At 69.2% G+C, this 18,840-nt stretch carries 23 protein-coding genes and 1 pseudogene; 17 read left to right on the top strand and 7 right to left on the bottom strand.

All coding sequences use genetic code 11. The features are described from left to right. Positions 1-15 precede the first annotated feature (15 nt). The 3 genes and pseudogenes from DEJ31_RS17755 to DEJ31_RS00510 form a co-directional block, all read right to left on the bottom strand. Positions 16-327 (bottom strand): flagellin, encoded by a 312-nt coding sequence (locus tag DEJ31_RS17755; protein ID WP_375537609.1) that lies wholly within the window; start codon positions 325-327, stop codon positions 16-18. A gap of 392 nt (positions 328-719) precedes the next feature. Continuing rightward, positions 720-1,209: pseudogene (locus DEJ31_RS17750) on the bottom strand (flagellin); the annotation flags it as partial. Between the two features lie 131 nt (positions 1,210-1,340). After that, positions 1,341-2,159, bottom strand: coding sequence for a sigma-70 family RNA polymerase sigma factor (locus DEJ31_RS00510; RefSeq protein WP_110902401.1), 819 nt, complete (start codon positions 2,157-2,159; stop codon positions 1,341-1,343). 368 nt (positions 2,160-2,527) lie between these two features. Here DEJ31_RS00510 and DEJ31_RS00505 point away from each other — a divergent pair, with 368 nt between their 5' ends. The 5 genes from DEJ31_RS00505 to DEJ31_RS00485 are packed head-to-tail and all read left to right on the top strand — an operon-like array spanning position 2,528 to position 6,633. Beyond that, positions 2,528-3,013, top strand: a complete 486-nt coding sequence (locus tag DEJ31_RS00505) for a flagellar protein FlgN (protein WP_111077836.1) — start codon at positions 2,528-2,530, stop codon at positions 3,011-3,013. A gap of 2 nt (positions 3,014-3,015) precedes the next feature. After that, complete coding sequence (gene flgK, locus DEJ31_RS00500; RefSeq protein WP_181433430.1) at positions 3,016-4,467, top strand: flagellar hook-associated protein FlgK; 1,452 nt, start codon at positions 3,016-3,018, stop codon at positions 4,465-4,467. A gap of 2 nt (positions 4,468-4,469) precedes the next feature. After that, positions 4,470-5,354 carry a flagellar hook-associated protein FlgL gene (flgL, locus tag DEJ31_RS00495; protein ID WP_111120964.1) on the top strand — a complete coding sequence of 295 codons (885 nt, stop codon included), beginning with the start codon at positions 4,470-4,472 and terminating at the stop codon, positions 5,352-5,354. Further along, positions 5,351-5,743, top strand: coding sequence for a flagellar assembly protein FliW (gene fliW, locus DEJ31_RS00490; protein ID WP_110902404.1), 393 nt, complete (start codon positions 5,351-5,353; stop codon positions 5,741-5,743). The genes flgL and fliW overlap by 4 nt, the downstream gene beginning before the upstream one ends. 41 nt (positions 5,744-5,784) lie before the next feature. Continuing rightward, complete coding sequence (locus tag DEJ31_RS00485) at positions 5,785-6,633, top strand: hypothetical protein (RefSeq protein ID WP_181433429.1); 849 nt, start codon at positions 5,785-5,787, stop codon at positions 6,631-6,633. An 87-nt stretch (positions 6,634-6,720) separates the two neighbouring features. On the opposite strand, the gene DEJ31_RS00480 is transcribed toward DEJ31_RS00485, so the two are convergent. Both DEJ31_RS00480 and DEJ31_RS00475 read right to left on the bottom strand, forming a co-directional pair. Next, positions 6,721-7,686 carry a beta-ketoacyl-ACP synthase III gene (locus DEJ31_RS00480; RefSeq protein ID WP_111044213.1) on the bottom strand — a complete coding sequence of 322 codons (966 nt, stop codon included), beginning with the start codon at positions 7,684-7,686 and terminating at the stop codon, positions 6,721-6,723. A 51-nt stretch (positions 7,687-7,737) separates the two neighbouring features. After that, the gene (locus DEJ31_RS00475; protein ID WP_111120963.1) at positions 7,738-8,130 is read right to left on the bottom strand and encodes a ChaB family protein; all 393 of its coding nucleotides are present in this window, start codon (positions 8,128-8,130) and stop codon (positions 7,738-7,740) included. Between the two features lie 89 nt (positions 8,131-8,219). Between DEJ31_RS00475 and DEJ31_RS00470 the strand changes: the two genes are divergently transcribed. After that, positions 8,220-9,191 (top strand): aldo/keto reductase, encoded by a 972-nt coding sequence (locus DEJ31_RS00470; RefSeq protein WP_111120962.1) that lies wholly within the window; start codon positions 8,220-8,222, stop codon positions 9,189-9,191. A 157-nt stretch (positions 9,192-9,348) separates the two neighbouring features. Continuing rightward, entirely contained in the window at positions 9,349-9,678 is a 330-nt protein-coding gene (locus DEJ31_RS00465) for a hypothetical protein (RefSeq protein ID WP_111120961.1), read from the top strand. Positions 9,679-9,837: 159 nt separating this feature from the next. Here DEJ31_RS00465 and DEJ31_RS00460 read toward each other — a convergent pair whose 3' ends face one another. Together DEJ31_RS00460 and zapE are read right to left on the bottom strand one after the other, a co-directional pair. After that, on the bottom strand, positions 9,838-11,112 hold the full coding sequence (locus DEJ31_RS00460) for an ammonium transporter (RefSeq protein ID WP_110902409.1): 1,275 nt from the start codon (positions 11,110-11,112) through the stop codon (positions 9,838-9,840). 186 nt (positions 11,113-11,298) lie between these two features. Then, positions 11,299-12,384, bottom strand: a complete 1,086-nt coding sequence (gene zapE / locus DEJ31_RS00455; RefSeq protein ID WP_258366043.1) for a cell division protein ZapE — start codon at positions 12,382-12,384, stop codon at positions 11,299-11,301. A gap of 173 nt (positions 12,385-12,557) precedes the next feature. On the opposite strand from zapE, the gene DEJ31_RS00450 reads away from it, so the two are divergent. The 10 genes from DEJ31_RS00450 (at position 12,558) to DEJ31_RS00405 (ending at position 18,797) form a co-directional block, all read left to right on the top strand. Next, positions 12,558-13,469 (top strand): sulfurtransferase, encoded by a 912-nt coding sequence (locus DEJ31_RS00450; RefSeq protein ID WP_111120960.1) that lies wholly within the window; start codon positions 12,558-12,560, stop codon positions 13,467-13,469. Beyond that, positions 13,466-13,915, top strand: coding sequence for a SufE family protein (locus tag DEJ31_RS00445; RefSeq protein WP_111120959.1), 450 nt, complete (start codon positions 13,466-13,468; stop codon positions 13,913-13,915). Before DEJ31_RS00450 ends, DEJ31_RS00445 begins: the two co-directional genes overlap by 4 nt. A gap of 312 nt (positions 13,916-14,227) precedes the next feature. After that, entirely contained in the window at positions 14,228-14,515 is a 288-nt protein-coding gene (locus DEJ31_RS17745) for an EndoU domain-containing protein (protein WP_111120958.1), read from the top strand. Further along, complete coding sequence (locus DEJ31_RS00435) at positions 14,512-14,820, top strand: hypothetical protein (protein ID WP_111120957.1); 309 nt, start codon at positions 14,512-14,514, stop codon at positions 14,818-14,820. Before DEJ31_RS17745 ends, DEJ31_RS00435 begins: the two co-directional genes overlap by 4 nt. Positions 14,821-15,270: 450 nt before the next feature. Further along, positions 15,271-15,717 (top strand): hypothetical protein, encoded by a 447-nt coding sequence (locus tag DEJ31_RS00430; RefSeq protein ID WP_111120956.1) that lies wholly within the window; start codon positions 15,271-15,273, stop codon positions 15,715-15,717. 179 nt (positions 15,718-15,896) lie between these two features. Continuing rightward, the gene (locus DEJ31_RS00425) at positions 15,897-16,268 is read left to right on the top strand and encodes a hypothetical protein (protein ID WP_146243077.1); all 372 of its coding nucleotides are present in this window, start codon (positions 15,897-15,899) and stop codon (positions 16,266-16,268) included. A gap of 237 nt (positions 16,269-16,505) precedes the next feature. Continuing rightward, positions 16,506-17,285 (top strand): hypothetical protein, encoded by a 780-nt coding sequence (locus tag DEJ31_RS00420; protein ID WP_146243076.1) that lies wholly within the window; start codon positions 16,506-16,508, stop codon positions 17,283-17,285. Beyond that, complete coding sequence (locus DEJ31_RS00415) at positions 17,282-17,692, top strand: DUF6188 family protein (RefSeq protein ID WP_111120953.1); 411 nt, start codon at positions 17,282-17,284, stop codon at positions 17,690-17,692. Before DEJ31_RS00420 ends, DEJ31_RS00415 begins: the two co-directional genes overlap by 4 nt. Further along, positions 17,689-18,405, top strand: a complete 717-nt coding sequence (locus DEJ31_RS00410; protein ID WP_111120952.1) for a hypothetical protein — start codon at positions 17,689-17,691, stop codon at positions 18,403-18,405. The genes DEJ31_RS00415 and DEJ31_RS00410 overlap by 4 nt, the downstream gene beginning before the upstream one ends. Then, the gene (locus DEJ31_RS00405) at positions 18,402-18,797 is read left to right on the top strand and encodes a DUF6188 family protein (RefSeq protein ID WP_111120951.1); all 396 of its coding nucleotides are present in this window, start codon (positions 18,402-18,404) and stop codon (positions 18,795-18,797) included. The genes DEJ31_RS00410 and DEJ31_RS00405 overlap by 4 nt, the downstream gene beginning before the upstream one ends. The last annotated feature ends 43 nt before the right edge of the window (positions 18,798-18,840 follow it).

Raw genomic sequence — 18,840 nt, 5'->3', positions numbered from 1 at the left:
TGGCGACCGATGCGACTAGCGGAGCAGCGACAGGACGCCCTGCGTGCTCTGGTTCGCCTGCGCGAGCATCGACGTGCCGGCCTGGCTGAGGATGTTGTCGCGCGTGTACTTGACCATCTCCTCCGCCATGTCGACGTCGGTGATGCGGGACTTCGCCGCGGTGAGGTTCTCCTTGGCCACGTTCGTCACGTTGATGGCGTGGTCGAAGCGGTTCTGGATCGCACCGAGGTTGGAGCGGGCCGACGAGACCTGGGCGATCTGCTGGTCGATCAGCTTGATCGAGGCCTGGGCGTTCGCCGCGGTGTCGAACTTGACCCCGCCGGTCACGGCCGTGCCAGCAGCGCCGGCGCCGAGGCCGTCGCCAGCGGTGGCGTTGTCAGCGGTGGCGAGGGTGCCACCGTCGAGTGCCGTGACCACGATGCCGACACCGGCACCGTTGTCGTCCTTCTTGACCGCCACGGAGAAGTGCGACGAGAAGTCGGCGTCCGAACGGAGTGCCGACGCGTACTCGTCAACGCTCTGGAACTTGGCGGCTGAGCCGTCAGCGGTGTCCTTGAGCGTGCCGGTCTTGACGGTGGTGCTGACGCCGTCCTTCGTCGAGGTGAACGACACGGAACCGGTGGTCAGGTCCGCGACGTCCTCGATGGCGAAGGTGGTGCCGGTCAGGTCGAGGTCGCCTCCGGAGAGTGCGTTCGAGATCGACTTGACGTTGGCGCCCGACAGGTCGACCGTGATCTGGCTGTTCGCGTCACCGTTCGCGCCGACCTGGAACTTCATGTTGGTCTGGGACCCGTCGAGCAGGTTGATCCCGTTGAAGTTCGTGGACGTCGCGATGCGACCGAGTTCCTTCTGCAGCTGGTCCGACTCGGTCTTGATCGCCGCGCGCGACGTGTCGTTGTTCGAGTCGTTGCCGGCCTGGACGGCCAGGTCGCGCATGCGCTGGAGGATCGAGTGGGTCTCGGTGAGGCCACCTTCAGCGGTCTGCACGACGGAGATGCCGTCCTGCGCGTTGCGGGCGGCGACCGTGAGGCCACCGACCTGGGACTTCAGTCCCTCGGAGATCGACAGCCCGGCAGCGTCGTCGGCAGCACGGTTGATGCGGAGGCCGCTCGAGAGCTTCTCGAGCGACTTCGACAGGTCGTTCTGCGTCGCGTTGAGGTTCCGGTACGTGTTGAGTGCCGAGAGGTTGGTGTTGATGGACATACCCATGATGTGTTCCTCCGTGAAACTGGGCCGATCGTCAGCCCGTCCGTGGGCTGACATGTGTTCCTCTCGGCCGTTCCGCCGGAGGCGTTAGACGATCCGTCGGACGAGTTCGCGTCCGCTGGACCGCCGGACGGTCAACTGGCCGCGACGACGCCGACCGAGGTCGCGTCCTGCACCGCACGGGTGACCCCGGCGGCGGCGTTCGTGGCGACGCGGGCCAGGTAGGCGCTCCGGCGGGCGGCGGTGGTGCGGGACGCCGGCTCGGGGGCGGCACCACCGTCGCCGTAGTGCTCGGCGAGGCCGTCGCGGAGCAGGCGCATCGCCTCCGACCGCTGCTGCGAGACGGCGGAGTGGGTGATGCCCAGCTCGGCCGCGACCTCGGTGACCGTGCGGTCGGCGAAGTACACGGCCTCGACGATCAGGCGCATCCGGTCGGGCAGCGCCTGCACGGCGGCGACCAGGTAGCGGCGCTTCTCGGCTTCGAGCAGGTCCTCGCCGGGCAGTGGCAGGTCGGCGGCGACGGTGTCGTGCACGGTCTCGTCGATCGGGCTGACGGTGCGCGCGGCGTCGGTGAGGGCGTCCACGGCCGTCTGCCGGTCGACGCCCATCGCGTCGGCGATCTCCTGCGGGGTGACACGGCGTCCGAGCCCGGCGGAGAGGGCCTCCTGCGTGGCGAGGGTCTCCCGGATGCGCTTCCGGGTCCCGCGGCTGGCCCAGTCGCCGGCGCGCAGGTCGTCGGCGATCGCACCGGTGATGCGCGTGCGGGCGTACGCACCGAACGGCACACCGAGGGTCGGGTCGAAGGCGTCGGCGGCCTGCACCAGTGCGACGGAGCCCACCTGTCCGAGGTCGTCGCGGCTGAGGTGTGTGGCGCGAGCGCAGGTCTCGGCGACGATGTACCCGACGAGCGGCAGGTGCTCGACGATCATCGCGTTGCGTTCGTTCCGGTCCATGGTGTTCCCCTGGTCGTCCTGTGTCGACTGACCCGTCCCTGGGCATGACGAGCACCGGCGTCGGGACCGCCGGATACGTCGAAGAACCGCCGGGATCCGTCCCTGCGGTGCGCTCGCGCCCGTGGACGCGAGTGTGGGGTTGTCCCCCGGTGCTGATCTCGAACCTATCGGCTGCCTGAGCGCCGGACGAGACCACTTCCGTACCCAATGCGGGGGGAGGTGCCCCCACGCCGGTCCGCCTTTCGGGGGACTGCGTGGTGTTTGTCCCCCGGTCGGAGGACGCGGTACCCGGTGCTTACGCCGGAGCGGTCAGCGTCGATAACTCCTGGTGACCGCAGCTGGCGGTCGCCTGATCCCGGAGGGAGCTGATGAGCGTGAACGACCTGTCCGCCGTCCTGTGGCGCGAACGCGAATTGCTCGAACTGCTCACGTTCAAGCTCGAGGAGGAGCAGCTCCTGCTCGCCGCCGGGCGCTCCCGCTGGATCTCGCACGCCAGCCGTGAGGTCGAGCAGGTCCTCGACCGGCTCCGCACCACCGGCCTCGAGCGCAGCGCCCAGAGCGCCGCCGTCGCCGAGGAGTGGGGCATGCCCTCCGACGCTCCCCTGCGTGAGGTCGTCGCCGCCGCACCGTCCGGCCCCTGGGGCGAGATCCTCGCGTCGCACCTCGCCGCGATGCTCGAGCTCACCACGCACATCGGGTCCCTGCGCGACGAGAACGACCGCTTCCTCCGCGTCGCCGCGCAGGCGACGCAGGAGACCCTCGCCGGCACCGTGACCGATGCCGACACCTACGACGCCAGTGGGTCGTCCGGCAACGCCACCGACGGCGCACGACTCTTCGACGGGAACCTGTAGCGATGGTGAGCACCTTCGGCTCCCTCCAGACCGCCTACTCGGGTCTCGCCGCCGCCCGCGCGGGCCTCGACGTCACCGGCCAGAACATGGCGAACGTCGGCACCACCGGCTACACCCGGCAGCGGATCGTGCAGACCGAGGTCGGCGCTCCCGCCCAGACCGGGTTCGTCCGCGGCACCGCGGCGCTCGCGGGTCAGGGTGTGTCCGTCGACGCGATCGCCCGGCTGGCGTCCTCGACCCTGGACACCCGTGTCCGGTTCTCGGCCGGCGCCGCCGCGTACGCCGACACCCGGAGCGCCGCGCTCGACCAGCTCGAGACCGGTCTGCACGAGCCCGGCGCCGACGGCCTCTCCGCGAAGCTCGACGGGCTCTGGTCCGCCTGGAGCGACCTCGCGACGCACATCGACGACCCGGGTTCGGCCAGCGCGCTGATCGGCGCGGCGAAGACCGTCGCCACCGCCCTGTCCGCCGGCTCGTCCGCGATCGACGCGCAGTGGTCCGCCACCCGCTCGGCCCTCGCGACGCAGGTCGGCCAGCTCAACGACGCCGCGAAGCAGGTCGCTGACCTCAACGGAGCGATCCGCACCGCGGTGGCATCCGGCGGTACGGCGAACGAGCTCCTCGACCAGCGCGACCAGCTGACCGAGAAGATCGCGACCCTGACCGGCGCGGCCGTCCGCGACAACGGCGACGGCACGGTCGACGTCGTGATCGGCGGGAACCCGCTCGTGCAGGGCACCACCGCGCGCGGTGTCACGCTCGAGGGCCCGCCCACCCTCGACGCCATGAACACGACGACGAGCACCGGGCAGCCGTCGGCCCCGTCCCTCCGCTGGGTCGGCGGCTCGGTCGGCCCGGTCACCCTCGACGGTGGCTCGATCGCCGGCGGCCTGTCGCTGCTCGCACCGGCGGACGACGCCCACACCGGCGGCACCCTCGCCGAAGCCTCTGCCGCGTACGACCGCGTCGCCACCGACCTCGCCACGAAGGTCAACGCCCTGCACGCCACCGGCACGACCCCCTCGGGTGCGACCGGCACCGCGTTCTTCGCCCTCGCGACCGGCGTCCCCGCCGCCCAGGGTCTGTCCGTCGTCCCCACCGACCCCGGCGGCCTGCCGACCCGGAGCGCGACCGGACAGTTCGATGCGTCGGTACTCACCGCGATCGCGGTGATCGGCTCCGGCGCCGGAGCGCCGGACACGACCTGGGCGACGTTCGTGACGGGGGTGGGCAGCGCCTCCCGGACGGCCTCGTCGGAATCGACGCTCACCGGACTCGCCCTGACCAACGCGCGGACGCAACAGCAGTCCAGCGCCGGCGTCGACATGGACGAGGAGAACGTCTCCCTGCTCGCCTACCAGCACGCCTACCAGGGTGCGGCGCGGGTCCTCACCGCCGTCGACGAGATGCTCGACACCATCATCAACCGCCTCGGCCTCGTCGGGAGGAGCTGACCGTGATCACCCGTGTGACCACCCAGATGACCATGGCGGCGGCGCAGGCGCGGCTGCAGGCCGGTGCCGCGAAGGTCGCCGACCTGACCGACCAGGCGACCACGCTCAAGGCGATCCGGAAGCCCTCCGACGACCCGGCCGGCACGGCCACCGCGATGCAGGTGCGCAAGGAGCAGGCGCAGGCCGCCCAGCACGCCCGGAACGCGGACGACGCCGCCGGTTGGCTGGCCACGACCGACTCCGCCCTCGCCGACGTCGGCGACGTCCTCGGCAAGGTCCGCGACCTCACCGTGCAGGCGGCGAGCGACGGCACCATGAACCCCACCGCCCGCGACGCCTTCGTGAAGGAGTTGCAGGGGCTGAAGGCCGACCTGCTCAGCACTGCGAACACGAAGTACGGCACACGCTCGGTCTTCGCCGGGTCCTCGCCCGCCGGCACCGCCTACGCCGACGACACCACGTGGGCCGGCAGCGCGAGCTCGAGCGTCACCCGCACCATCGGCACCGGCGAGCAGGTCCGCGTCGACACCGACGGCAGCGCCGTCTTCGGGACCGGCAGCTCGTCGGTCTTCGCACTCCTCGACGGCATCGTCGCCGACCTGCAGGCAGGCACGAACGTGAACCCACGACTCAACCAGATCGATGCCGCCCAGCTCGCCGTCCGCGGGGCTCAGGCCGACGTCGGCGTCCGGCACTCGGCCGCGCTGTCCGCGCAGGACTCGCTGAAGACCCTGTCCACCACGCTGGAGGGACGACGGTCCGGTGTCGAGGACAAGGCCCTCGCCCAGGCCGTCCTGGACCTGCAGGTCCAGAGCACCAACTACCAGGCAGCCCTCGCCGTCACCGCGAAGGTCCTGCAGCCGACCCTGATGGACTACCTCCGATGAGCATCGACCTGACCTTCCTCGTCGCACCGTTCGGCCTCGAGCCGCTGCGCGCGTTCACGCTCGACCTGGTGGAGGGTGCCGAGGGCCTGTTCGCCCTGGTCGGTTCCGGCACCACGGCCTCCGGGGTGGACGCCCCGCGGCTGTACCTGCTCGACGCCGCGGTGCACCTGCCCGACTACGCGCCGCGTCTGTCCGACGAGCAGGCCGACGTCATCGGGCTGACCCGCGCCGAGGAGGCGATGCTGCTGGTCGTCGCGAACCCCGACGCGTCCGGCACGACGGTGAACCTGCTGGCACCCGTCGTCGTGAACGCCCGCACCGGTGTCGGCGCGCAGTTCATCCTCGAGGACCAGGACCTGCCGCTCCGCGCGGAGCTCGCGCGCCACTGACGCCCAGCGTCCCCGGGCACCCCCGGCGTAGCGTCGTCGGCATGTCCAGCACCCCTCGTGACCACGACGCGCTCGTGCCGACGCCCGCAGCACCCGTCCAGTCCGCTCCCTCCCCCGATGGCGGGCACCTGCAGCCCGACGCCCCCGCCTGGAACGGCTGGCTCGACCGGGCCATCTCGGTCCAGCGTCCGGCCGTCGTCGCGCACGTCGCCCGTGTCCGTCGCCGTCACCCGGACGCGTCCCCCGCGCAGGTCATCGAGATCCTGGAGCGCCAGTACCTGACCGCGGTCACGTCCGGCGGGGCCGCGGTCGGTGCCAGCGCGGTCATCCCGGGCGTCGGCATGATCGCGAGCCTCGGGTTGAGCGGTGCCGAGACCGTCGGGTTCCTCGAGGCCAGCGCGCTCTTCGCCCAGTCCGTCACCGAGGTGCACGGCATCACCGTCGAGGACCCCGAGCGGGCCCGCGCCCTGGTCATGGCGATGATGCTCGGCGCGCCCGGCTCGCAGCTCGTCAAGCAGCTCGCCGGGCAGGCCGGCGGCGGGCAGGGTCGGACCGCCTTCTGGGGTGAGCTCGTCACGTCGTCCCTGCCGAAGCAGGCCGTCAGCGGCATCGGCGGTCGGCTCCGCGCGTCGTTCGTGAAGCGGTTCCTGACCCGTCAGGGCACGTCGATCCTCGGCCGCGCGATCCCGTTCGGCATCGGTGCGGTCGTCGGCGGGCTCGGCAACCACGCGCTCGGCCGCAAGGTCGTGCAGTCCTCCCGCAGCGCCTTCGGTCCGCCGCCCGCACACTTCACCGTCGTGCTGCCCCCGCAGGCCGGCGGCGTACCGAAGGACACGAAGCCGCTGAGCAAGCGGCAGCAGCGCGCCCTGGACCGCGGACGCGGCCACTGACGCAGACCCTGCCGATGACGGACGGGAGGCCCGCCACCAGCTGGTGGCGGGCCTCCCGTCCGTCGTGCGGTCGCGACCGGCGAAGCGTCAGCGCCGGACCGGCGTCATGACGACCTGACCGGCGTGCGCGAACCCGCCGCCGAAGCCGAACAGCAGTGCCGGGACGCCCTCGGGGAGCTCCCCGCGGTGCCAGGCCTTCGACAGCCCGAGCGGGACGCTCGCGGCCGAGGTGTTGCCGGACTCGACGACGTCGCGGACGACGTACTTGCCCTCGCCGCCGAGTGCGGTGACCAGAGGCTCGATGATCCGCAGGTTCGCCTGGTGGAACGCGAACACCCCGATGTCGTCGAGCGTCAGGCCGGCGCGCTCGACGACGGCGCGGGCGTGCCCCTCGGCCTCGGTGATCGCCCACCGGTAGATCGAGCGGCCCTCCTGCTGGAAGATCTCGGGGTCGTGCGTGACGCGGACGGCGTCCTGCAGGTGCGGCACGCTGCCCCACGACACGGAGCTGATCTGCGGCTCGTCGGACACGCCCAGGACCGCTGCGCCCGCGCCGTCACCGACCAGGACACAGGTCGAACGGTCGGTCCAGTCGGCGATCCGGGAGAGCGTCTCGGAGCCGATCACGAGTGCGGTGTCGGCGGCACCTGTGCGGATCGCCTGGTCGGCCGTCGCCATGGCGTACTCGAAGCCGCTGCACGCGGTGTTGATGTCGATCGGCGCGGGACCGTTCGACATGCCGAGTGCCGCCGCGACCCGGCCGGCCGTGTACGGCGAGCGGTCCCGGTGGGTGGTCGATGCCACCACCACCAGGTCCACGTCGGTCGGCGCGACGCCGGCGTCCGCCAGGGCGTTGCGCGCGGCCTCGGTCGCCATCGACGTGACGCTGTCGTCGGGCCCGGCGATGTGCCGCGTCTTGATGCCGGTGCGGGTGGTGATCCACTCGTCGTTCGTGTCGACCATGGTCGACAGTTCATCGTTGGTGAGGATCCGGTCGGGCTGGTGGTGGCCGAACCCGATGATCCGGCTGCCTCGGAGTGCTGGGATGTTCACACCCGGCACGCTACGCCTGTCGTCCAGCGCGGCATGCCCGGCACGGCATGCTCACTCACGGGCCTTCGCCGTCGCGCGACGGTTCGCCTTCTTGATCGCGTCCACGAGCTCGTCCTTCGTCATGCCGGAACGGCCGCTGACGTCCAGACGCTTCGCGACGTCGAGCAGGTGCGCCTTCGAGGCGTTCGCGTCGACGCCCTCCTCGGTCGTGCCGGAGCCGCGGGACCCTGCGGCGCCGGAGTCCGACGGGCCGGAGGAGTCCTTCTCCTCCCAGTGGTCGCCGACCTTCTCGTACTCGTGCTTCACCGCGGCCCAGGCCGTGCGGCCGGCGCGCTGCCCGTCGCCGTACTCGGCCTCGGCGGACTCCCGGGCGGCGCGGTAGATGTCCTGCGCGTGCTCCGGGGACCGCTGCAGGGTGCTGGGGAGGTCGTCGTCGGCGGGCATGATCGCTCCTTGGTCGCGTGCTGGTCCGGCTCCTCACGGGTACTCCCAGTGCCTGGCAGGGCATCGAGGCAGGGGCGTACACCTGGACCATGGACTACACACACCTCGGACGGACAGGGCTGTCGGTGTCACGGGCAGTGCTCGGCACGATGAACTTCGGACCGGAGACCAGCGAGGACGACTCGCACGCGATCATGGACCGGGCCCACGAACTCGGCGTCAACTTCTTCGACACCGCCAACGCGTACGGCGGCTCGGTGGGCAAGGGCGCCACCGAGGAGATCATCGGACGGTGGTTCGCCCGGGGCGGCGGACGCCGCGAGAAGACGATCCTCGCCACGAAGGTCTACGGCGACATGACCGGCTGGCCGAACGGCGAGAAGCTCAGCGCGTACAACATCCGCCAGTCGATCGACGCCTCGCTCCGACGCCTGCAGACCGACCACATCGACCTGTACCAGATGCACCACGTCGACCGGGACACGCCCTGGGACGAGATCTGGCAGGCGATGGAGATCGCGGTCGGCCAGGGGAAGATCCTCTACGTCGGTTCGTCGAACTTCGCCGGGTGGCACATCGCCCAGGCGCAGGAGGCAGCGAAGCACCGGAACTTCCTCGGGCTCGTCAGCGAGCAGTCGATCTACAACCTGGTCGTCCGGGACATCGAGCGCGAGGTCCTGCCTGCCGCGCAGCACTACGGCCTCGGGGTCATCCCGTGGTCGCCGTTGCAGGGCGGTCTGCTCGGTGGTGTCATCGAGAAGACCGAGAACGGGTCCCGCCGCCTGTCCGGCCGCAGCGCCGAGTACGTCGACGCGCACCGTGACCAGCTGACCGCGTACGAGTCGTTCGCGAAGGAGCTCGGACACACGCCGGGCGAGGTCGCGCTCGCGTGGCTGCTGCACCAGCCGGGCGTCACCGCGCCGATCACCGGCCCTCGCACGGCGGAGCAGTGGGAGTCCGCGGTCCGTGCCGTCGACGTGCGCCTGGACCAGTCGGCGCTCGACCGCCTCGACGAGCTCTTCCCGGGACACAAGACGTCCCCCGAGGACTACGCCTGGTGACCTGACCTCCCGCAAGACGCAACGTGGGCGGTGTCATGCAACGGTGTTCCGTCGCGCGGCGCCGCCCACGTTGCGTTTCCCGGACGGCTCGGGTGCGGGTCCAGCCGGCCGGGGCTACGGATGGCTCGACGGAACCTCCGACGAAGGGACACGCACGATGACCACCTCGATGCCCAACGACCACGGCGGCGACGGCGGCAACACCGAGCTCGGTGAGGCGATGCAGCACGAGGCTGCGACCTCCGGGGACACCGCAGGCGGCAGCACCCACGTCGAGGAGCGCGCAGACGACGACCGCTCCGGCCTCGATCTGGAGGACCGTGGGGACCAGGAGCAGTCCGCTCTGGCTGCCCTGGGGAACGACGCCCGTGGTGGCGATGCCCTCGTCGGCGGCGGCGACGACCTCGGCGACACCTCCGCCGGCACCCAGACCGACGACCAGGCAGCACCGGGCGGCTCGCGCGAGCGTGGCGCCGACACGGACTGACCTTCGTCCCGTCCCAGCCCCGCGAAACGCAACCGCGGCGGCACCGCGCAGCGGTACTCCGTTGCGGGGCGTCGCCCACGTTGCGTTTTGCGGACGCCCACACGACGACGACGGCCCCCGCTCGGGTGAGCGGGGGCCGTCGTCGTGCGTGAACGCGTGTCAGCGGACGCCGACCGGGCTCTTGTCCTCCTCGTCGTAGAGGACGTAGCCCTCTTCGCCGTGGACCGCGGTGTCGATGCCGGCGACCTCGTCCTCGGTCTTGACACGGAAGCCGATCGTCTTCTCGATGATGAAGCCGATGACGAAAGCCAGGACGAAGGAGTAGACACCGACGGCTGCGGCGGCCGCGGCCTGCTTGCCGAGCTGCTCGAACGAGCCCGAGTAGATCAGGCCGGTGTCGTTGGCGAAGAAGCCGAGGAACAGCGTGCCGAAGATGCCGCCGACCAGGTGCACGCCGACCACGTCGAGCGAGTCGTCGAAGCCCAGGCGGTACTTCCAGTCGATCGCGAAGCAGCAGACGATGCCAGCGAGGAAGCCGAGCACCAGGCCCCATCCGGGCGTCAGGTTGGCGCAGGCCGGGGTGATCGCGACGAGACCGGTGACGGCACCCGAGGCGGCTCCGACGGAGGTGGCCTTGCCGTCCTTGAGCTTCTCGACGAGCAGCCAGCCGAGGATCGCGGCAGCCGGGGCGGCGAGCGTGTTCACCCAGGCGATCGAGGCGATGCCGTCAGCGGCACCCTCGGAGCCGGCGTTGAAGCCGAACCAGCCGAACCAGAGGATGGCGGCACCGAGCAGGACGAAGGGCGGGTTGTGCGGCTTGTGCGCACCCTTGGCGAAGCCGACACGCTTGCCGAGCACCAGCGCCAGGGCGAGGCCCGCGGCACCCGCGTTGATGTGCACCGCGGTGCCACCGGCGAAGTCGATGACGCCCCACGTGGCGGCCCAGCCGGAGGTCAGGTTGAACACCCAGGAGGCGACCGGGAAGTACACGACGGTGACCCAGACGCCGGCGAAGACCATCCACGCGCCGAACTTGGCGCGGTCGGCGATCGCGCCGGAGATGAGGGCGACGGTGATGATCGCGAACGTCGCCTGGAAGCCGACGAAGGCCATCGACGGGTAGGACGCGTCGATCTTCGAGGCCGTGGCCTCCTCGAACGCCTGGCCGAGGCCGAGCTGGTTCCAGTCGATGCTGAAGAAGCCGACGACGCCGGAGATCGCCGTGTGGTCGCCGGGGTTCGCGAAGGCGATCGCGTAGCCGTAGAGCACCCAGAGGACGCTCACCAGGGCGATCGCTCCGAACGACATCATCATCATGCTGATGACGGACTTCGCCTTCACCAGTCCGCCGTAGAAGAAGGCCAGGCCGGGTGTCATGAACAACACCAGGGCCGCCATGACCAACACGAACGTCGTGTTGCCCTGATCAAGCATGTGTGCACCTCTCGTCGCTGTGCGGCTCTCGTCCGCCTCGGGTGCGACCGAGTCTGGCGACGACGTGTTTCACCGGAGCGCTCGGTCTGTTTCGCGGAGGTAACGTCACGGCGCGTTCTGTGAACGCTGTGTTTCGTGGACCGGTCAGCGCGGTGTGCAGGTGCCCCGAGCGACGTGCGAGGACGGTCAGGAGGCCCGGGGCTCGGTCTCCGCGCTGGCTTCGGTCTCCGCGCGCGTCAGCGCCACGACACGGCTGGCCGCGCGCAGGTACTTCTTGCGGTACCCGCCCTCGAGCATCACCTCGGGGTAGACAGTGTCGAGCGGGATGCCGGAGGCGACGATCCGCACCTGCGCGTCGTAGAGCCGGTCGACGAGCGCCACCCAGCGGAGGGCATCGGTCTGGTCGGTGAACGCCTGCACGTCGGTCAGTCCGACGGCGTCGAGGCCGTCGACCAGCGCGACGTACTTCGACGGGTGCACCGACGCCAGGTGGGCCACGACGGAGCGGAAGTCGTCCTGCGTGACGCGGGCCGGGCCTCCCGTCCGGGACGTCGTCACCGAGGACAGGGTCGCCAGGACGGACGGGACGTCGTCGACCACCGAGGCGGACTCGTCGACGGCACGGCGACGGAAGTCGAGGCCGTCGATCCGCATCGTGTCGAACCGGTCCGACATCGCCTGGATCTCGCGCAGGAAGTCCTGCGCCGCGAACCGGCCCTCGCCGAGCGCTCCCGGCGGGGTGTTCGACGTCGCGGCGAAGCGGGTACCGGTCTCGGACAGCTCCTTGATGAGCCGCGTCATCACCATCGTGTCGCCCGGGTCGTCGAGTTCGAACTCGTCGATGCAGACCAGCGAGGTGCCGCGGAGCAGGTCGACGGCGCCTTGGAAGCCGAGTGCGCCGACGAGGGCGGTGTACTCGATGAAGGTGCCGAACGTCTTCCGGCCGGACGCGGCGTGGTAGGCGGCGGCGAGCAGGTGGGTCTTGCCGACGCCGAACCCGCCGTCCAGGTACACGCCCGATCGCGCCGGGGTCTCGGGCTCCTTGCGCTTCCGGCCGAACAGGCCGCGCTTGGCGGGCTCGGGCTGTGTGGCGACGAACGCTTCGACGGCGTCGCGGACCTCGGCTTGCGACGCGTACTCCGGGTCGGGGCGGTACGAGGCGAACGACGCGGTGGTGAACTGCGACGGCGGCACCAGGGAGTCGGCCATCTGCTGCGGGGTCACCTGCGGGTCGCGGTCCACGAGGTGGGCGACGGGAGCGAGTTCGGGCAAGACGGCCTTCCGGTGCGGAGCGTGCGTGCGTGCGTGTCGTGTACGTCGTGCGTGTCTGTACGTCGTGGAGTGTCACGGTGCGGCGGGGACTCGGCCCGTCCGCGTACCGTTGCCGTCGACGCGCAAGGACCGATCGTAGTCCGCGCGCCACCGATCCCCAGGAGGTACCCCCGATGACCGCACCGGTCGACCCGTCCGAGAAGTTCCGCTCCTACGCGCACCCCGAGCGCCTGGTGTCCACCGAGTGGCTGCAGGAGCAACTCGACGCCGGAGCCGGATCGCCGGAGCTCGTCGTGGTGGAGTCCGACGAGGACGTCCTGCTCTACGAGACCGGGCACATCCCGGGCTCGGTGAAGATCGACTGGCACACCGACCTCAACGACCCGGTGCAGCGCGACTACATCGACGGCGAGGCGTTCGCCCGACTCGTCGGCGGCAAGGGCATCGGCCGCGACACCACCGTCGTCATCCACGGCGACAAGAACAACTGGTGGGCGGCCTACGCCCTCTGGGTCTTCACGCTCTTCGGGCACGAGGACGTCCGCCTGCTCGACGGCGGTCGGGCGAAGTGGATCGCCGAGGGCCGCGCGATGACCACCGACCGGACGACCGTCGAGCCGGTCGAGTACCCCGTCGTGGAGCGCCACGACGAGCCGGTCCGCGCCTTCAAGGACGACGTCCTCGCCCACCTCGGCAAGCCCCTCATCGACGTCCGCAGTGCCCCGGAGTACTCCGGTGACCGGACCACCGCGCCGGACTACCCGGAAGAGGGCGCCCTCCGCGGCGGCCACATCCCCACCGCCGTGAACATCCCGTGGGCGACCGCCGCCGCCCCGGACGGCACGTTCAAGCCGCGGGACGAGCTCGACGCCGTCTACCGCGACGGCGCCGGCATCGGCGACGCGGACGAGGTCATCGCCTACTGCCGCATCGGTGAGCGCTCGAGCCACACCTGGTTCGTGCTGCAGCACCTGCTCGGCTACGAGAACGTCCGCAACTACGACGGATCCTGGACCGAGTGGGGCAGCGCCGTCCGCGTCCCGATCGCGGTGGGATCCGAGCCGGGTACGCTGCCTGCTCGATGACGGACGCAGCACTCCCCCAGCCCCTCGCCGAGATCCGCGACGACTTCCTCGCGCTCTCGTTGAACGACCGCCTGCAGCTCCTGCTCGAGTTCTCCGACGAGCTGCCTGCCCTCCCGCCGCGCCTGCAGGGACACGAGGACGAACTCGAACGTGTCGAGGAGTGCCAGTCCCCGGTCTTCATCACCGTCACGGTCGGTGCGGACGGCGACGCACCCGACGTCGTCCGGATGCACGCCACGGCGCCGCGCGAGTCCCCCACCACCCGGGGGTTCGCCTCGATCCTGGCGCAGGGGCTCTCCGGCCTCACCGCCGAGCAGGTGCTCGCCGTGCCGTCCGACTACCCGCTCACGATCGGGCTGTCCGAGGCGGTCAGTCCGCTGCGGATCCGCGGCATGGTCGGCATGCTCGGCCGGGTGCAGCGGCAGGTCACGGCCGCGGTCGCGTAGCGGCCTCGTTCCGGTCTGGAGGCGCGGTGCCAGCTGGTGCCGCGCCTCCCGTCCGTCGTCCCCCATCTGCCCGCAGAACGTCCCGGCGGAACGAGCGGTACAGGTGGCAGGATGGGCCCGTCAACCGACGAGGGGAACGGGACGACATGGGGAAGATCCACGGCAACGATCCGACGGGGTACTTAACAAGGTGCATCTGCCGCATGCGATTGAGAGGCTCGGAGATGACACCCGTCACCACCGGATGGTCAATGGTTCCCGGACCGACCACAATACGTCACGGACCTCGTTCCAGCTGTTCGACGCAAGCACATCCTCGATGGCGAGGTTCGTGGGGATGGGTCATTCGGTGGCGGGCATCGGCAAGGCACCGGATTCCCGGGCAAGTCGGAATTCCCTGCGTCTTGGAGCGATGGCAGAATCATCCACGATATCTCTGACGTCGCGACTGACCCAGATCTCGAGTGGGTGCCGCAGGGTAAGGCCGGGACGACCTTCATCGCGAACGGCATGCGGGACGGCGTCGCGATTCGAGTAGTCATCAGAAACGATGAGATCATTTCCGGATTCCCTACCAACACATCGAAAAACTCACAATGAACGACTTTGGCAATTACCGAAATCAGGCACTCCGCATCATTAGCGAACTCGAGGATCGGCTCGGAATTCAAGCGCTGGAAGATGCGCGCGATCTCGTTGAATGCGACGAAGCCCCTCTCGGTCTGAGCATCGCAGCAGGGATCATCGCGGAGCGCGACCTTACTGTTCCCATGTGGATCGTCGAGGACATCAAACGTCTCTTGCAAGCGTGGCCAGAGGAACTGGCTGAGCTTCCCGAACATTTCGAGACGCATGGCTCTGTTCTCCTCCGCGGCGATGTGCCACCCGAAGGGCCGAGCACCTGATCGAGGCTTCCGTTCAAATTGTCGCGACCAGCGGGGCCGCGAAGGTAGGGGAATTTGCTGCTGCGTTGACTCACGTCTGTGGTCGCCGCCCCTCCTGGAAACCGGGGTCTTGAACTGATGCCTGCTGAGAACCTTGCTCGGCAATGAGTCGATCTCGGACGGCGTGAGCCGGCTCATCCTGAACAGCTCGCTGGAAGGCGTGCGGATTTCTGAATCAGAGTATCCACACACCGAACTTGGATGGCAGGTGAGCAGCACGGGGACGGAGTATCCCCAGGCCCGCGAGTGGGACGGTGACGGAAATATGGTTCGGGACATTGACTTCACTGATCACAATCGACCGAAACTCCATCCAAACCCTCACTACCATCTGTGGGAGCCTGATGAAACGGTCGGATCACGAAAACGGAGCAGGATTGCGCTTCCACTTTTCTAGCCGCAAGGTACCGGATGCTGCGCCTTTTCACTCTTGACTTGATCCAAAATGAAGGCGTGGATGTCGAACTCGACGACATTCTGGAGTCTCTGTACCTGCCCGAGCTTCACTGGCCAGCAGAGGACATCTTCGTCAACGTCTCCCCTGGTTCCGGATTGGAGATTCGTGAACTCGAACAAGTGTCCGGCACGCCGGGTCTTCCGAATCCGGTGCTCGACCACGCCACGTTCACTCGTCTCGTCGCAGCCACGGTGCAGTTCATCCAGGGCGAGTTCATCGGCTTCGAGGAAGCAGATGTGGGTCAGCTCGACAAAGCCGTCATCGTCATCGATGTGGTGGACGGAGCATGGTGGACGGTGATCCTCGACCTGGATCGAGTCGGAGTGCAAGACCGTTTTACTTCGATCTTCGGGGAAGGAACACCGGCGACGGCCATGTCCCGCCGGCCACACGACGCCTGAAAGAGGGCCCGTGGTCGTCTTCGACTGGATCGAGAACACCCCAGCGCGGTGGTGAGACGAGGGCAGCGCTTTCCCTGGACGGCAACCGAGGCGGACTTGACGAGTACATCATCTGAACGGCATCAAGAAGGGCGCGATCCAGCTCGATCGCGTCAGCGGCATCAACCCGGAGTTCTGACATGCAAGAAGTCTTCTTTCTCTCGTCCATGGACAGCAAGCGGTTCTCGTCTGTCTTCCGGTGCGAAGTGGAACGACCGATCGAGCTCCCGAACGGTCACCATGCACTGATGGTCAGCTGCGATCCGCCGCTGAACGGACAGGAACTCGGCCACCTACTCGGCATCGGAGAGCTGTTGCTCTGGAGTCGCTTCGAAGACGAAGACCTCTGGACCTTCCCCGCCTTCCCGCACTTCGTGCAGATCTGTCTCCCTGACGTCGATCTGCCTGTCCATGCCATGCCTCCGAGCATCGCATGGGGCGAGATCTACAAGACCGAGGCCGACGCCCACGCCCACGAGATGAACGCTCGCCCGCGCTCCTCGACGAAGTGATCGAGTTGTCTGGCAAGCTCCCGCAGACTCGCGAACCGCTCTACGAGGCAGTAAGGAGCGATCCGTGCGAGTGAGTGAGTGAGTGAGTGAGTGAGTGAGTGAGTGAAGATCATGTCGTTCCGCAGGAGATCAGGCCGCCCGGTCACCCGGCGGTCCGAGCCGGAATTCGTCACCTACCACTGTCTGATCGGCTCGCAACCGATGGGCGTTCTGACGTTCCGCAACATCGTCAACGGGATGACCATCCCTCCGCTGCGCTGGCTCGTCACCGACCTGAACATGGTGGTGCTGCCGGACTCGGACATCAACGTCCTCGAGTGGGAGCAGAAGGTTCGCGACAGCAGCGGCGCCGGACTGTGGATCACCGACGACGACATGCGGCGCTTCGTCCGGTACAACCACCAGATGATCGATGGCGAGTTCTTCGGCTCTCCGATCGACAGCACCGCCGATGACGCGTCGCAGGCCATGGTTCGCATCGACTTCTTCGACAGCACGACGGTCACCGTCACCCTGGATCGTTCGGTGATCGGGACCTCCTGGGAGTTCGACCTGTTCCTCGGACCCGGCGTTCCCGCGTCCGGCATCGGGAGCCGCGACGAGGAGATCGCGGACGAGCAGCGCCGCGCACAGGAGGCACGGGACGGTCAGCAGATCCGCGCGCTCGTCCGCGCGTGCCTCCAGAACGCTCGGATCGACGAGGCGCCGGCGCTCCTCACTCAGCTCGACGCAGTGGTCGACGTCACGCCGTCCGGGCCGCGCGCGTGGTCGCTCGCGCTCGAACGCGACGACGCGCCCCGCGTGGACCTCCCCGACGGACCACTGCCGCAAGCCGCCAGGTACCAGACCGACGCCGAGGCAGCCGGGGGCGAGTTGCTCATCTGGGTGCACGACGGCAGGATGCAGATGGTCGAGCTCGCGTGGTGCACCGACGCGATGCCGACCGAACTGCCGCGTCTCGATCAGCTCGTCTTCCCCGCAGAGCGAGACGCCGGCGACGGCGAGAGGACACCGTGACGAACACCACGTCGGTTCCCATCCAGCTGCACCTCGCTGGCGACACGGTGGACGCCGTCACGGTCGACAACGCCGTCACCGTCAGCTTCTCGAGCGGGGCGACCCTCCGGTTCGAGACCGCCTTCTCGCTGACCGAGACGGACGGCACGCACACCTTCATGGAGCCCGGCGACCCGCCCTCGCTCCTGCCGCTCCTCGCCCTCCACGCGAAGGTAGTGGAACACGGCACCGTCACCGGCGCCCGCATCGCCGTCCGCTTCGCAACGGGCGAGTTGCTGGAGGGGTGGTCCCACCGCGACCGGCCCTCGTGGCACTGGTCCGAACCAGGACGAGCGCGCCTGGACATCGACGTCCTGACCGGCGGCGAGGTCGTCGCTCGAACGCTGCCGGGAGGAACGGCGTCATGACGGACGACCTGTCGGTCGACGACCTGCGCCGACGCCTACCGGCGTCCGACCCGCTCGTCCCGGGCCGGGTGCACGAGGTGTTGTCCGCTGTCGCCGACGATGCCGAGGTCCTCACCTACGACGTGCCGGCACGCTCCATCACCGAGGTCGTCCGGCGCAGCTACGCGCAGGACGAACCCAACCTGCTGCCACTGGTCGAACCACTCGAGCCGCTCGGGGACGCGCTCGTCCTCGTGTGCCAGGTCGAGTCCGGGCCGGAGATCATCACCGTCCTCCTCCGTGCTGCCGACCGGGGATTCGTGTCCGCCACGGCTCACGACCGGTCCGTCGGCGCCCAGCACGTCACCGCCGCTGAACTCACGGCGCTCCTCCGCTCCACGCAGGCACCGGGTGCAGCCGAGGCGCTGACGGTCACGCTCCGTCTCGCGCCGGAGGAGCGGATCGGGATCTTCGTGCAGGGCGCGCATCCGACTGCGCGGACGCTGCTCATCAAGTACACGCTGGCCACGGAGAATGGGTTCGACGTCCGTGGCCTGCACGCGTTCGCAGACGCGCTCCTCGCCCTGGAGGCCCAAACCGTCCCCTTCTGCATCGTCACGTCCGGTACGTCCATGACCACGGTCGCGCTCGGTGACGAGCGGAGGTCGGTCATCGCGGCCATGACCGTCCACGGCATCGGGACGCACCCTCAGCCGACGGAGAAGGCACCATGACCGACGATCCCGCACTCGAGTTCACCGACGCGCGGGTGGACTTCCTCAGCTTCACCTTCCAGACGACCATCGGGTTCTCGAACGGCACGACGGTGCAGTTCGAGGCCGAGTTCGCGATCACCGGTCCGGACGGGGAACGCCGGCTCGTGGACCCGACGGACCCGACGTCGCTCGCACCCGTCCTGGCCCTGCCCGGCGACACGGTCACGAACGCGACACTCGACGGCGCCGACCTCCGGCTCCACTTCGCATCCGGGACGGTCCTCGAGGCCTGGCCCGACGAGTCGTACGAGTCCTGGAACTACCACGGTGCCGGGCCGGAGCGGCGGATGATGATCGCCATGCCCGGCGGTGGCCTGGCAGTCTCCGGACCACCAGCAACGTCCGACTGACCAGTCGTGCCACGATGAGGGTGTCATCGGACGAGGGGAACGG

It is taken from the genome of Curtobacterium sp. MCPF17_031 (assembly GCF_003234035.1).
In the GTDB taxonomy this organism is placed as follows: Bacteria; Actinomycetota; Actinomycetes; order Actinomycetales; family Microbacteriaceae; genus Curtobacterium.
Note: the sequence above shows the minus strand (reverse complement) of the source record. Positions and strands in the feature narration are given on the sequence as shown.

What these genes read in the sequence shown, in the direction of transcription:
- DEJ31_RS00405 (WP_111120951.1), top strand. Translation starts at nt 18,402, where the DNA reads ATGACCGACGATCCCGCACTCGAGTTCACCGACGCGCGGGTGGACTTC.
- flgK (WP_181433430.1), top strand. Translation starts at nt 3,016, where the DNA reads ATGGTGAGCACCTTCGGCTCCCTCCAGACCGCCTACTCGGGTCTCGCC.
- DEJ31_RS00475 (WP_111120963.1), bottom strand. Translation starts at nt 8,130, where the DNA reads ATGCCCGCCGACGACGACCTCCCCAGCACCCTGCAGCGGTCCCCGGAG.
- DEJ31_RS00425 (WP_146243077.1), top strand. Translation starts at nt 15,897, where the DNA reads ATGCAAGAAGTCTTCTTTCTCTCGTCCATGGACAGCAAGCGGTTCTCG.
- DEJ31_RS00510 (WP_110902401.1), bottom strand. Translation starts at nt 2,159, where the DNA reads ATGGACCGGAACGAACGCAACGCGATGATCGTCGAGCACCTGCCGCTC.
- DEJ31_RS00485 (WP_181433429.1), top strand. Translation starts at nt 5,785, where the DNA reads ATGTCCAGCACCCCTCGTGACCACGACGCGCTCGTGCCGACGCCCGCA.
- DEJ31_RS00420 (WP_146243076.1), top strand. Translation starts at nt 16,506, where the DNA reads ATGACCATCCCTCCGCTGCGCTGGCTCGTCACCGACCTGAACATGGTG.
- DEJ31_RS00450 (WP_111120960.1), top strand. Translation starts at nt 12,558, where the DNA reads ATGACCGCACCGGTCGACCCGTCCGAGAAGTTCCGCTCCTACGCGCAC.
- DEJ31_RS00505 (WP_111077836.1), top strand. Translation starts at nt 2,528, where the DNA reads ATGAGCGTGAACGACCTGTCCGCCGTCCTGTGGCGCGAACGCGAATTG.
- DEJ31_RS00410 (WP_111120952.1), top strand. Translation starts at nt 17,689, where the DNA reads ATGACGGACGACCTGTCGGTCGACGACCTGCGCCGACGCCTACCGGCG.
- DEJ31_RS00470 (WP_111120962.1), top strand. Translation starts at nt 8,220, where the DNA reads ATGGACTACACACACCTCGGACGGACAGGGCTGTCGGTGTCACGGGCA.
- DEJ31_RS00430 (WP_111120956.1), top strand. Translation starts at nt 15,271, where the DNA reads ATGCTGCGCCTTTTCACTCTTGACTTGATCCAAAATGAAGGCGTGGAT.
- fliW (WP_110902404.1), top strand. Translation starts at nt 5,351, where the DNA reads ATGAGCATCGACCTGACCTTCCTCGTCGCACCGTTCGGCCTCGAGCCG.
- DEJ31_RS00460 (WP_110902409.1), bottom strand. Translation starts at nt 11,112, where the DNA reads ATGCTTGATCAGGGCAACACGACGTTCGTGTTGGTCATGGCGGCCCTG.
- DEJ31_RS00445 (WP_111120959.1), top strand. Translation starts at nt 13,466, where the DNA reads ATGACGGACGCAGCACTCCCCCAGCCCCTCGCCGAGATCCGCGACGAC.
- DEJ31_RS00435 (WP_111120957.1), top strand. Translation starts at nt 14,512, where the DNA reads ATGAACGACTTTGGCAATTACCGAAATCAGGCACTCCGCATCATTAGC.
- DEJ31_RS00465 (WP_111120961.1), top strand. Translation starts at nt 9,349, where the DNA reads ATGACCACCTCGATGCCCAACGACCACGGCGGCGACGGCGGCAACACC.